12 protein-coding genes and 1 riboswitch are annotated in these 12325 nt (G+C 39.3%); all 12 genes read left to right on the top strand.

Going from position 1 to position 12325, the window contains the following annotated elements:
• Positions 1-93 precede the first annotated feature (93 nt).
• Positions 94-636 carry an aggregation-promoting factor gene (locus HMPREF2917_RS07065; RefSeq protein ID WP_003009194.1) on the top strand — a complete coding sequence of 181 codons (543 nt, stop codon included), beginning with the start codon at positions 94-96 and terminating at the stop codon, positions 634-636.
• A gap of 204 nt (positions 637-840) precedes the next feature.
• Positions 841-1962: a tRNA 2-thiouridine(34) synthase MnmA gene (gene mnmA, locus HMPREF2917_RS07060; RefSeq protein WP_070589883.1), complete on the top strand. Its 1122-nt coding sequence runs from the start codon at positions 841-843 to the stop codon at positions 1960-1962.
• Positions 1963-1989: 27 nt separating this feature from the next.
• Positions 1990-2604 carry a MarC family protein gene (locus HMPREF2917_RS07055; protein ID WP_002894248.1) on the top strand — a complete coding sequence of 205 codons (615 nt, stop codon included), beginning with the start codon at positions 1990-1992 and terminating at the stop codon, positions 2602-2604.
• Positions 2605-2745: 141 nt separating this feature from the next.
• On the top strand, positions 2746-3201 hold the full coding sequence (locus HMPREF2917_RS07050) for an NUDIX hydrolase (protein ID WP_070589880.1): 456 nt from the start codon (positions 2746-2748) through the stop codon (positions 3199-3201).
• Positions 3202-3211: 10 nt separating this feature from the next.
• The gene (mnmG, locus tag HMPREF2917_RS07045; RefSeq protein WP_070589878.1) at positions 3212-5122 is read left to right on the top strand and encodes a tRNA uridine-5-carboxymethylaminomethyl(34) synthesis enzyme MnmG; all 1911 of its coding nucleotides are present in this window, start codon (positions 3212-3214) and stop codon (positions 5120-5122) included.
• Positions 5123-5316: 194 nt separating this feature from the next.
• On the top strand, positions 5317-7296 hold the full coding sequence (locus HMPREF2917_RS07040; protein WP_083307678.1) for a DHH family phosphoesterase: 1980 nt from the start codon (positions 5317-5319) through the stop codon (positions 7294-7296).
• Positions 7293-7745: a 50S ribosomal protein L9 gene (gene rplI / locus HMPREF2917_RS07035; RefSeq protein WP_003002156.1), complete on the top strand. Its 453-nt coding sequence runs from the start codon at positions 7293-7295 to the stop codon at positions 7743-7745. Before HMPREF2917_RS07040 ends, rplI begins: the two co-directional genes overlap by 4 nt.
• Before the next feature lie 25 nt (positions 7746-7770).
• A complete protein-coding gene (gene dnaB / locus HMPREF2917_RS07030; protein WP_014714093.1) occupies positions 7771-9129 on the top strand; it encodes a replicative DNA helicase in 1359 nt (452 codons plus the stop codon).
• 1 nt (position 9130) lies between these two features.
• Positions 9131-9403 carry a Veg family protein gene (locus tag HMPREF2917_RS07025; RefSeq protein ID WP_070589872.1) on the top strand — a complete coding sequence of 91 codons (273 nt, stop codon included), beginning with the start codon at positions 9131-9133 and terminating at the stop codon, positions 9401-9403.
• Positions 9404-9437: 34 nt separating this feature from the next.
• Positions 9438-9539: riboswitch (TPP riboswitch) on the top strand.
• 74 nt (positions 9540-9613) lie between these two features.
• The gene (locus HMPREF2917_RS07020) at positions 9614-10372 is read left to right on the top strand and encodes an ABC transporter permease (RefSeq protein WP_070589870.1); all 759 of its coding nucleotides are present in this window, start codon (positions 9614-9616) and stop codon (positions 10370-10372) included.
• A gap of 57 nt (positions 10373-10429) precedes the next feature.
• Entirely contained in the window at positions 10430-11425 is a 996-nt protein-coding gene (locus tag HMPREF2917_RS07015) for an ABC transporter substrate-binding protein (protein ID WP_070589867.1), read from the top strand.
• A complete protein-coding gene (locus HMPREF2917_RS07010) occupies positions 11418-12149 on the top strand; it encodes an ABC transporter ATP-binding protein (protein WP_070589866.1) in 732 nt (243 codons plus the stop codon). Before HMPREF2917_RS07015 ends, HMPREF2917_RS07010 begins: the two co-directional genes overlap by 8 nt.
• The last annotated feature ends 176 nt before the right edge of the window (positions 12150-12325 follow it).

The raw sequence follows: 12325 nt of genomic DNA, 5'->3' as shown, positions 1-12325 counted from the left end.
AACATCTGACTGAAATATTTGACACATTATTTCAATAAATATGAAATATTTCTTGTGTAGTATAGAGGTATACCAATAAAGGAGTATATAATAATGAATAAAAAACAAATGATGAAACGAATTATTGGACTTAGTTTACTTGCAGGACTTTTCCTTCCAATTGTAGCGAATGCAGATTCTTATACTGTAAAATCAGGTGATACTTTATCAGCTATTGCTAAAGAGAAGAACACAACGGTTGATGCAATTGCTAAGAAAAATAAGATTAGTAACGTGAATCTCATCTCAGTTGGTCAAGTTCTTGAAATTGAAGATGCAAATACAACGCAGAAAACCACGGAGCAAGCTCCTGCTAGTAAAACGGATACTACACAAGCAACAACTACTGTCTCTGCTTCAGATGGCTTGAGTGCGGAAGATGCGGCTGCTAAGGAATGGATTGCCCAAAAAGAGTCAAGTGGTAGTTATACAGCACAAAATGGCCAATATTATGGTCGTTACCAATTGACTATCACTTATTTGAATGGTGATTTATCACCTGCAAACCAGGAAAAAGTGGCCAATCAATATGTTGTCAACCGTTATGGATCATGGTCAGCAGCTAAAAATTTCTGGTTGGCAAATGGCTGGTATTAAATTCGTTTAAAAAGAGTTCTTGAATAGGACTCTTTTTTAATTTACAGACTTGTAAACCCATCGATCCTGATCAACAAAAAGAATAGTAAGATGCTTGTTTTCTAATATAAAGCGTGTTAAAATGGTAACTGCTCAAAACGACCTTCAATCGTTGAAGCAAACCACGACCTTCAATCGTGAGAAACGAAAAGATGGGAGAAATCTATGAGTGATAACTCGAAAACACGTGTTGTTGTTGGTATGAGTGGTGGTGTGGATTCATCTGTAACAGCTTTATTATTAAAGCAACAGGGTTACGATGTCATCGGCATCTTCATGAAAAACTGGGACGACACAGACGAAAATGGCGTCTGTACAGCTACAGAAGATTACAAAGATGTAGCAGCGGTTGCAGACCAAATTGGCATTCCTTACTATTCTGTCAACTTTGAGAAAGAATACTGGGATCGTGTCTTTGAATATTTTCTTGCTGAATACCGAGCTGGTCGAACACCAAATCCGGATGTCATGTGTAATAAGGAAATCAAATTTAAGGCCTTTTTAGATTATGCTATGACACTCGGTGCTGATTATGTAGCGACAGGGCACTATGCGCGCGTGGCGCGTGATGAGGATGGCATTGTTCATATGCTACGCGGTGTTGACAACGGGAAGGATCAAACTTATTTCCTAAGCCAGTTGTCACAAGAACAACTTCAAAAAACCATGTTCCCGTTGGGACATTTGGAAAAACCTGAGGTTCGCCGGTTGGCTGAAGAGGCTGGATTGGCAACAGCTAAAAAGAAAGATTCCACTGGGATCTGCTTTATTGGAGAAAAGAATTTCAAAGAGTTTCTAGGGAACTACCTCCCTGCTCAGCCAGGCCGAATGATGACCGTAGATGGACGGGATATGGGCGAACATGCCGGTTTGATGTATTATACGATCGGTCAGCGAGGTGGTCTTGGAATTGGTGGCCAACAAGGTGGAGACAATGCCCCCTGGTTTGTCGTTGGTAAAGATCTGAGTCAAAATATTCTGTATGTCGGACAAGGATTCTATCATGAAGCACTCATGTCAACAAGTTTACAAGCTAGTCAAGTTCACTTTACACGGGATATGCCGGAAGAGTTTACACTAGAGTGTACAGCCAAGTTCCGCTATCGCCAGCCTGACTCCAAGGTGACTGTACACGTTAAAGGTGACAAGGCAGAAGTGATTTTCGCAGAACCTCAACGAGCCATTACACCAGGACAAGCTGTTGTTTTTTATGACGGTGAAGAGTGTCTAGGCGGTGGCTTGATTGACAATGCTTATCGGGATGGAAAAGTTTGTCAGTATATCTAACTGGAGTTAAGGAGCTAAGTAAAAGCGATGAGTTCTCAATTTTTTTATGCATTTATGGCATTTTTCGCTATAATGAACCCAATTTCAAATCTTCCTGCTTACATGGCTTTAGTAGCAGATGATAGTCAAAAAATTTCACGAAAAATTGCTTTTAGGAGTCTTTTGATTGCCTTTGTTATTGTAACTGTTTTTATCTTTTCAGGAGATTTCATTTTTAAAGTATTTGGAATTACAATTGTTTCTTTCAGAATTGCTGGTGGAATATTAGTGGCCGTTATCGGTTATCATATGATTAATGGTAATCATTCACCTAGCTATAAAGGAATGGAGCAGCAAGCAGTAAATTCAGATCCAATGTCTATTGCTATTTCTCCTCTTGCAATGCCACTTTTTGCAGGACCAGGTACAATTACAACTGCTTTAAGTCTGGCTAATGGAGGTTTGCAGAATCAACTGATAACCGTAGTTGCTTTTGCTCTACTATGTGTCATCACTTATCTCCTGTTAAGAAGTGCAAAACAAATTGCAGGCTTCTTGGGAGAAAATTTGATGAAAATTATAACGAAAATGATGGGACTTTTACTATTCTCGATAGGAATACAGATGATTATCGTCAGTGTGCAGACCTTGCTCAAACAGTGATTTGCATTGACAAAACGATTTGATTTGATAAATAACTTTAACAATAGTCATGATGGTCAAAGCTCATGGATGTTGTAGGCTTTTTTGTCCTGCACTTCTCAGAGTTTTGACTATTTTTGTGTGATTTCGAAAGGAAGTAAAATGAGGCAACAGGATTTTCGGACGAAAATAGGTTCTACTGTTTTTGGTGTGAGAGCGACTGCTTTGATTGTAAAAGATAATCGCTTGTTCGTCATAGAAGATGAGGACGGCTGTTATACAATCGGAGGTGCTATTCAAGTCAATGAAACTACAGAAGATGCCGTAGTTCGGGAAGTCAAAGAGGAACTTGGTGTTACATCTAAAGCAGGTCCACTAGCTTTCGTGGTTGAAAATCACTTTGAACAAGCTGGAATCCACTACCATAACATTGAATTTCATTATTTTGTGGACTTGCTGGAAGATGCACCTTTGGTCATGCAGGAAGATACAAAGCGATTACCTTGTCGTTGGATTGCTTTAGATGATTTACATACTGTTGACCTGAAACCGGCTTTTTTAAAATCAGCCTTACCAGACTGGGACGGAAAATTACGACACATCCATCTTGAGAAATAGGAGAAATAGAATGAATTATAACTTTATAGAAGAATACGATATCATTGTAATCGGTGCGGGGCATGCGGGAGTAGAAGCCTCTCTAGCTGCTAGCCGTATGGGTTGTAAGGTCTTACTTGCGACTATTAACATTGAAATGCTGGCTTTTATGCCTTGTAATCCCTCTATTGGTGGTTCTGCTAAGGGGATTGTTGTGCGTGAAGTCGATGCTCTCGGTGGAGAAATGGCGAAGAACATCGACAAGACCTACATCCAAATGAAAATGCTCAATACTGGTAAAGGTCCTGCGGTTCGTGCACTTCGGGCTCAAGCAGACAAAGAACTTTACTCAAAAGAAATGCGGAAAACGGTTGAAAACCAAGAAAATTTAACTCTTCGTCAAACTATGATTGATGAGATTTTGGTGGAGAATGGTAAGGTTGTTGGTGTAAGGACTGCGACTCACCAAGAGTATGGGGCAAAGGCTGTTATTGTCACTACTGGGACAGCTTTACGCGGAGAAATTATCATTGGAGATCTCAAGTATTCGTCAGGACCTAATCATAGTCTAGCTTCTATCAATTTGGCCGATAATCTCAAACAGCTAGGATTAGAAATTGGTCGTTTCAAAACAGGGACGCCACCTCGTGTAAAGGCATCGTCAATTAACTATGACGAAACGGAAATTCAACCTGGAGATGAAGCTCCAAATCATTTTTCTTATACATCGCGTGATGAAGATTATGTAAAGGATCAGGTTCCTTGTTGGTTGACTTACACGAATGGGCATAGCCATGAAATTATCCAGAATAATTTACACCGGGCTCCTATGTTTACAGGGGTTGTAAAGGGAGTAGGTCCTCGCTATTGTCCATCCATTGAGGATAAAATTGTCCGTTTTGCTGACAAAGAACGTCATCAACTATTCTTAGAACCTGAGGGACGAAATACAGAAGAAGTCTATGTTCAAGGACTGTCAACGAGTTTACCAGAGGATGTTCAACGGGAACTCGTCCATTCTATTAAGGGACTTGAGAAGGCAGAAATGATGCGAACGGGTTATGCGATTGAGTATGATATGGTTTTGCCTCATCAATTACGCGCAACTTTGGAAACCAAGAAAATTTCAGGTCTCTTTACAGCTGGTCAAACCAATGGAACATCAGGCTATGAGGAGGCCGCTGGTCAAGGAATTATTGCAGGGATCAATGCGGCTCTAAAAATCCAAGGAAAACCGGAACTCATTTTGAAACGCAGTGATGGTTATATTGGGGTCATGATCGATGATTTGGTAACAAAGGGAACGATCGAACCGTATCGTTTGTTAACAAGCCGTGCAGAATACCGTCTGATTTTGCGTCATGACAATGCAGATATGCGCTTGACAGAAATGGGACGAGCAATTGGATTGGTAGATGATGAACGTTGGCAACGTTTCGAAACCAAGAAGTATCAGTTTGAAAACGAGATGAAGCGTTTGGATAGCATTAAGTTAAAGCCTGTAAAGGAAACCAATGAGAAGGTTGCTGCAATGGGCTTTAAACCATTGACAGATGCTGTCACTGCTAAAGAATTCTTGCGAAGACCAGAAGTCTCTTACCAAGATGTGGTAGAATTTATCGGTCCTGCAGCTGAAGAACTGGATGATAAAATCATTGAATTGATTGAAACTGAAATTAAATACGAAGGCTATATTTCAAAAGCAATGGACCAAGTCGAAAAAATGAAGCGTATGGAAGAAAAACGAATCCCTGCCAATATTGACTGGGATGATATTGACTCCATCGCAACCGAAGCGCGTCAAAAATTTAAATTAATTAATCCAGAAACGATTGGTCAAGCAAGTCGTATCTCAGGTGTCAATCCAGCGGATATCTCTATTTTAATGGTTTACTTGGAAGGTAAATCTCGGAGTATCTCCAAAAACAAAGCAGACCACTAATAAAATGGGGCTGAGATGATGTTTCAGCCTCAATTTTATGGATTGAAATCTGTTGTTACTATTTACACAGTTGTAAACCTTGTTTACAAAGTAGTGAAGCCGAGGAAGAGCTTTTACAGGTCGATCTTCTCTGTAATATAGAGAGAAACCTCGCTTTTTGCCTCTATTTATGGTATAATTCCGAGAAGAGGTTTATGATGAAAAAATTTCGTTTATCGTTCATCCATTATGTGTTAATTGGTTTTATTTCATTTGCAATTTTAGCAATTTTTTTAAGAATCTTTGGCAAAGGCTATGTAACTCTCATTGCAATTTTTTTAGTCTTAGCTGGATTGATTGCTTTATTTGAATACCAGTTACAAATTTCAGAGTTAGATGAATTAGAACAAATACAATATGTTAACCATCAGGCAGAAAGCGGGCTAGCATCTCTTCTTGATAAAATGCCTGTTGGAGTTATTAAAATTAATGAAGAGTCAAATGAAGTAGAGTGGTTCAACCCTTATGCTGAATTGATTTTTTCAACAGATGATGGGGACTTTGATGTTGAATCATTGAAAAAGTTACTCAATACTCTGTTTGAGGATAAAGGACATTATGTCACTGTAGCCGATAAGAAATATTCCGTTTACTTTGATCAGACGTCTAGTGTTGTTTACTTTTTTGATGTTTCAAGTGAGTATGAAGCAACTGTGGGATTGGTGACAACTCGTCCCGTTATCGGTATTATTTCTGTTGATAACTATGATGATCTAGAAGATGTCATTTCAGACTCTGATATTAGCAATATCAATAGTTTTATTGCCAACTTTGTAGAAGAGTTTACAGCTCATTACCATATGTTTTACAGACGTGTGGGGATGGATCGTTTCTATTTGTTTACAGACTACACGGTCTTGGAACAGTTGATGGAATCAAAATTTTCAGTCATCGATCAATTCCGTGAAGAAGCTAAAAAGCGTGAGCTACCTATTACCTTAAGTATGGGATTCTCTTACGGTGACGGGGAGCATGATGAGATTGGTAAAGTGGCTCTCTTGAACCTAAATCTTGCGGAAGTTCGTGGTGGGGATCAAGCAGTAGTCAAAGAAAACGATGAACAGAAAAACCCTATTTTCTTTGGTGGTGGAACAGCTTCTGCTGTGAAGCGGACGCGGACTCGCACACGCGCTATGATGACAGCTATTTTGGATAAGATTAAATCCGTTGATCAAGTCTTCATTGTTGGACATAGAAACTTGGATATGGACGCTTTAGGAGCGTCTGTGGGAATGCAGTTTTTCTCTAGCAATATTTTGGCTTCCTCTTATGTGGTCTATGACCCGCATGCAATGGCTAGTGATATTTCAAGAGCAATTGCGAAACTAGAAGAAGAGCAGGTAACGAAAATCCTTCCCCTAGAGGAAGCCATGCAAATGGTGACGGATCGCTCTTTGTTAATTATGGTTGACCATTCTAAGACAGCCTTGACTCTTTCAAAAGAGTTTTATCAGAAATTTCAACAGATTATTGTCATTGACCATCACCGTCGGGATGATGATTTCCCTGAAAATGTTCTGATTACCTATATTGAAAGTGGAGCAAGTAGTGCGAGTGAATTGGTTAGTGAACTGATTCAGTTCCAGAAGTCGAAGAAAAATCGGTTGACGAAGATTCAAGCTAGTGTCTTGATGGCTGGGATCATGCTGGATACTAAGAACTTCTCCGCACGGGTTACGAGTCGGACCTTTGATGTGGCGAGTTACCTTCGCTCAAGAGGTAGTGATAGTGTAGCCATTCAGGAGATCTCTGCGATTCAGTTTGACGAGTACCGCGAAGTGAATGAACTGATCTTGACTGGTGAAAAGATTTTGCCGCATATCATCGTAGCTTGTGCCAATACGACTAAAGCCTATGATTCAGTAACTATTAGTAAAGCAGCTGATAGTATGCTAGCCATGTCTGAGGTGGAAGCAACCTTTGTCATTGCTTGTAATCAAAGTGGGACTGTCTCGATTTCTGCACGAAGTCGAAGCAAAGTCAATGTACAGCGTATCATGGAACAGCTTGGCGGAGGAGGTCATTTCAACTCGGCAGCTTCTCAAATTGAGGGTCAAGATTTGATGAGTATTCGTCAACAACTGATTGAGACTATTGAAAACGAAGTAACTATTGAAAAGGAGAATGTAGAATGAAAGTTATTTTCTTAGCGGATGTAAAAGGTAAAGGTAAAAAAGGCGAAATTAAAGAAGTACCTACTGGTTATGCACAAAACTTTTTGATCAAGAAAAATCTTGCGAAAGAAGCCAATGCCCAAGCAATCGGTGAACTTCGTGGAAAGCAAAAGTCAGAAGAAAAAGCGCATGCTGAATTGTTAGCGGAAGCGCAAAAGATTAAAGCAAAATTAGAAGAAGAAGCAACTGTTGTTCAATTCACGGAAAAAATTGGGCCAGATGGCCGTACTTTCGGCTCTATTACCAATAAAAAGATTGCAGAAGAGCTTGAGAAACAATTTGGCATTAAAATTGATAAACGTCATATCCAAGTTTCCTCTCCAATTCGTTCAACAGGTTTGATTGACGTCCCTGTAAAAATTTATCAAGATGTTACAGGTGTGATTAATATTCGTGTAAACGAAGGATAAACACGATCGATAGAAAGGTTTTTTTATGGCTGAGATAGAGGAATTACGAACACAACCTCAGGATATCCAAGCGGAGCAATCAGTGTTGGGAGCCATCTTTATTGATGAGGGGAAATTGGTCTTTGTTCGTGAATATATCGAGCCTGGCGATTTCTTTAAGTACTCGCACCGTTTGATTTTTAAAGCCATGATCGATCTAGCTGACCGCGGGGATGCGATTGATGCGACGACTGTTCGAAATATTTTAGATAGTCAGGGGGATCTCCAAAATATTGGCGGTCTCTCCTATTTGGTAGAAGTCATTAATTCGGTACCAACTTCAGCTAACGCAGAGTATTACGCGAAGATTGTTGCCGAAAAAGCTGTCTTACGTCGATTGATCTCTCGATTAACGGAAAGTATTAATCAAGCTTATGATGGCGCAAGTCCTTCAGATGAAATCATTGCGGGTGCTGAAAAAGCTCTGATTGATGTTAGTGAAAACGCAAATCGTAGTGGATTTAAAAATATTCGAGACATCTTGAATATAAATTTTGGTAGCTTGGAAGCCCGCTCGCTTCAAACCTCTGATATTACGGGTATTGCGACAGGCTATCGCGATTTGGACCATATGACGACGGGGCTACATGAGGAAGAGTTGATTATTTTAGCGGCTCGTCCTGCAGTAGGGAAAACAGCCTTTGCTCTCAATATTGCTCAAAATATCGGTACAAAGTTGGATAAGACAGTGGCTATTTTCTCATTAGAAATGGGTGCTGAAAGTTTGGTTGACCGGATGTTAGCAGCTGAAGGTTTGATTGAATCCCATTCGATTCGTACAGGTCAATTGACGGATGAAGAGTGGCGGAAATATGCCATTGCTCAAGGAAATTTGGCCAATGCGAGTATTTACATCGATGATACCCCGGGAATTCGGATCACTGAGATTCGTTCGAGAGCAAGAAAATTAGCGCAGGAAACAGGGAATCTCGGTCTTATTCTGATTGACTACCTGCAGCTGATTACAGGGACTGGAAGAGAAAACCGTCAACAGGAAGTTTCAGAAATTTCTCGTCAGTTAAAGATTTTGGCTAAGGAACTAAAAGTTCCCGTTATTGCTTTGAGTCAGCTATCACGTGGTGTGGAACAGCGCCAAGACAAACGTCCTGTTCTTTCTGATATTCGTGAATCTGGATCGATTGAGCAGGATGCGGATATTGTTGCTTTCTTGTACCGTGATGATTATTATGATCGAGCTGGTGAAGAGGAAGAAGATGGAATGCCCAATAATACGGTTGAAGTGATTATTGAGAAAAACCGTTCAGGTGCGCGTGGGACAGTCGAATTAATATTCCAGAAGGAATACAATAAATTCTCAAGTATTTCAAAGAGAGAGGATCAATAAGATGAGTGATGCATTTACAGATGTTGCAAAAATGAAAAAAATTAAAGAAGAGATCAAGGCTCATGAAGGACAAGTGGTTGAAATGACACTTGAAAATGGACGGAAACGTCAAAAAAATAAATTTGGACGCTTGATTGAGGTCTATCCTTCTTTATTTATTATCGAGTATACGAACGACAGTAGCTTACCAGGTGAACCAGCCAATACATACGTGGAGTCTTACACCTATTCAGATATTTTAACAGAGAAAAATTTAATTCGTTATTTGGATTAATTTCTTGCTTTTATCGTCTAAATCAGTTATTATAATAAATACATATGGGAGTCTGTGTACAGTCTGAGAGGAAGTGTAAGCTTCGACCGCACCTGATCTGGGTAATGCCAGCGTAGGAAACAAATGAAATGTATTTTTCGTTATGAGTGACCTTGTGCAATCCGTCTCCTATTTTGGAGGCGTTTTTTATTTGTGAGAAAGGAGGTTACGATGTCTCTTGTAAAAAGATATTCAAAACAGTTGATAGGATTTGCAGGTTTTAGCAGCCTTCTTGTCTTATGGCAGCTAGCAGGATTTTTAAATATCCTCCCCAAATTTGTATTACCAACGCCACTTGAAATTGGGAATGCCTTTGTACGAGATCGAGCTCTCCTGATTCATCACAGTTTGTCTACCCTTCAAGTGGCCTTGATCGGACTTGTTATAGGGGTTCTTCTTGCTGCTGGCTTTGCGATTCTCATGGATAGTTTTCAATGGGTGAATGATCTGGTCTATCCTTTTATGGTTGTTATTCAAACCATTCCGACGATTGCCTTGGCCCCCATCCTGGTTCTTTGGTTTGGTTATGGTATGCTTCCAAAACTAGTTTTGATCATTATTACGGTGGTATTTCCCATCGTAGTCAGTCTGTTAGATGGTTTTCGGCATTGCGATCAAGATATTCTGAGATTGTTTCAGATTATGCAAGCCAATCGCTTTCAGACTTTAGTCCATTATAAAATTCCTGCAGCGCTTCCTTATTTTTTCGCAGGTTTACGTGTGAGCGTTTCCTATGCTTTTATCAGTACGGTAGTTTCAGAATGGTTAGGAGGTTTTGATGGATTGGGGGTCTATATGATCCAGTCGAAGAAGTTATTTCAGTATGATACGATGTTTGCGATCATTGTATTGATTTCTGCTATTAGTTTACTCGGTATGTTTCTCGTTGACCAATTAGAAAAAAACATTCTAAAATGGAGAAAGGATTGACAAACTTGTAAATGGTGTAAAAATTAAATTGACAAAAATGTAAAAGAGGTATAGCTAATGAAAAAGTCAATAGGTTTATTTTTCTCAATAATATTGGGATTTGTTTTCTTGAGTGCTTGTCAAAATTCTGTCAAGCAATCGTCAAGCGATTTGAAAAAGATTGATTTTATTCTAGATTGGACCCCGAATACCAATCATACGGGTCTCTATGTAGCTAAGGAAAAAGGGTACTTTAAAGATGCAGGACTGGATGTAGATATAAAACTTCCGCCGGAAGACAGTAGTTCTGATTTGATTATCAATGGGAAAGCTCCATTTGGAATTTATTTCCAAGATTCTATGGCCAAGAAATTGGATAAAGGTGCGGGTATTACCGCTGTTGCAGCTATTGTCGAACACAATACGTCAGGGATTATTTCAAGAAAAGATGCAGCGATCACAAGTCCAAAAGATTTGGTTGGTAAGAAGTATGGTACCTGGAATGATCCGATTGAGTTGGAAATGATCAAATCGATGATGAAAAAAGAAGGGGCTGATTTTAATCAAGTAAAATTGGTTCCAAATAGTGATTCAAATTCCATTACTCCGATTGAAAATAAGGTCTTTGATGCTGCTTGGATTTATCACGGTTGGGATGGAATTTTGGCTGAGCAAAAGGGAATGAAGACCAATTTCTTCTATATGAAAGATTTTGTTCCTGCATTTGACTACTATTCGCCTGTTATTATTGCTAACAATGACTATTTGAAATCTCATAAAGAGGAAGCAAAAAAATTCATTCAAGCGGTGAAAAAAGGCTACCAATATGCTATAGAGCATCCAAAAGAAGCTGCGGATATCTTGATTAAACAGGCCCCTGCCTTAGCTAACCAGCGTGATTTTGTACTAGCTTCCCAAAAATATCTTTCTAGTCAATATGCTTCAGACAAGGATAAATGGGGGCAGTTTGACTCCAAGCGTTGGAATGCTTTTTATGCTTGGGCAAAAGAGCAAGGATTGGTTTCAAATGACTTAGAAGACAAAGGTTTCACAAATGAATTGGTAGGTGACTGATATTTTAACCGTAAAAGATGTAAGTTTCTCTTTTGGAGATAAAGCAGTTTTAAACAATGTATCACTAGAAGTGCAAAAAGGAGAAATTGTCTCTATTTTGGGTCCGAGTGGGGTAGGGAAATCAACCTTGTTTAATTTAATTGCTGGGATCCTTCCCTTACAAAAGGGTACCATAGAAGTAGATAATGCTCCGATCTCCTTTGGAAAAGTCAGCTATATGCTACAAAAGGATCTTTTGTTAGAACATAAGACAGTATTGGGAAATATTATTCTTCCCCTTCAATTAAAAAAGATTCCTAAGGAAGATGCAACATCTACAGCTCTAAAATTGTTAGATGAATTTAAATTGGGAAGTATCGCCAACCTTTATCCCAATGCTTTGAGTGGGGGGATGCGGCAACGGGTGGCGCTATTGAGAACCTATCTTCTGGGTCATTCTGTCTTCCTATTAGATGAAGCTTTTAGTGCCTTAGATGAATTGACAAGGCAGGATCTTTATCACTGGTATTTAGAAAGTAAGGAACGTCTTGGTCTCACCACTCTGGTGATCACTCATAGTATCGAAGAAGCTTTGACATTGAGTGATCGGGTCTATATCTTGAATCATAATCCCGGTGAAATTATTGCAGATCTTCTTTTAAAATGGGATCCAGCAACGGATAGAGACTGGCAACAATTGCAATATAAAAAACGAATCATAGAATTATTGTCTGAATTTCATTGAAATTGTTTTGAAGGACTTTACAAAGTTTCTATTCCGTGATAGAATAGAATTTGTGCGAAATGACAGCAGGACAAAATGAAGCTCGTCAACAGGAAGTCAGCTAGAAAAGTAACCTTTGCTGTTTGGGCGAAGGCTTTCTGAACGAATCAGGTTTGTCTAAAGCGTTATTTCCTACA

Source organism: Streptococcus sp. HMSC061E03 (assembly GCF_001813505.1).
In the GTDB taxonomy this organism is placed as follows: domain Bacteria; phylum Bacillota; class Bacilli; order Lactobacillales; family Streptococcaceae; genus Streptococcus.
This window is presented reverse-complemented; position numbering and strand designations above follow the sequence as displayed.

Bases quoted from the DNA above. Each gene is read 5' to 3' on its own strand.
- mnmA (WP_070589883.1), top strand. From the start codon at position 841: ATGAGTGATAACTCGAAAACACGTGTTGTTGTTGGTATGAGTGGTGGT.
- rplI (WP_003002156.1), top strand. From the start codon at position 7,293: ATGAAAGTTATTTTCTTAGCGGATGTAAAAGGTAAAGGTAAAAAAGGC.
- HMPREF2917_RS07015 (WP_070589867.1), top strand. From the start codon at position 10,430: ATGAAAAAGTCAATAGGTTTATTTTTCTCAATAATATTGGGATTTGTT.
- HMPREF2917_RS07025 (WP_070589872.1), top strand. From the start codon at position 9,131: ATGAGTGATGCATTTACAGATGTTGCAAAAATGAAAAAAATTAAAGAA.
- mnmG (WP_070589878.1), top strand. From the start codon at position 3,212: ATGAATTATAACTTTATAGAAGAATACGATATCATTGTAATCGGTGCG.
- HMPREF2917_RS07040 (WP_083307678.1), top strand. From the start codon at position 5,317: ATGATGAAAAAATTTCGTTTATCGTTCATCCATTATGTGTTAATTGGT.
- HMPREF2917_RS07050 (WP_070589880.1), top strand. From the start codon at position 2,746: ATGAGGCAACAGGATTTTCGGACGAAAATAGGTTCTACTGTTTTTGGT.
- HMPREF2917_RS07020 (WP_070589870.1), top strand. From the start codon at position 9,614: ATGTCTCTTGTAAAAAGATATTCAAAACAGTTGATAGGATTTGCAGGT.
- HMPREF2917_RS07065 (WP_003009194.1), top strand. From the start codon at position 94: ATGAATAAAAAACAAATGATGAAACGAATTATTGGACTTAGTTTACTT.
- dnaB (WP_014714093.1), top strand. From the start codon at position 7,771: ATGGCTGAGATAGAGGAATTACGAACACAACCTCAGGATATCCAAGCG.
- HMPREF2917_RS07055 (WP_002894248.1), top strand. From the start codon at position 1,990: ATGAGTTCTCAATTTTTTTATGCATTTATGGCATTTTTCGCTATAATG.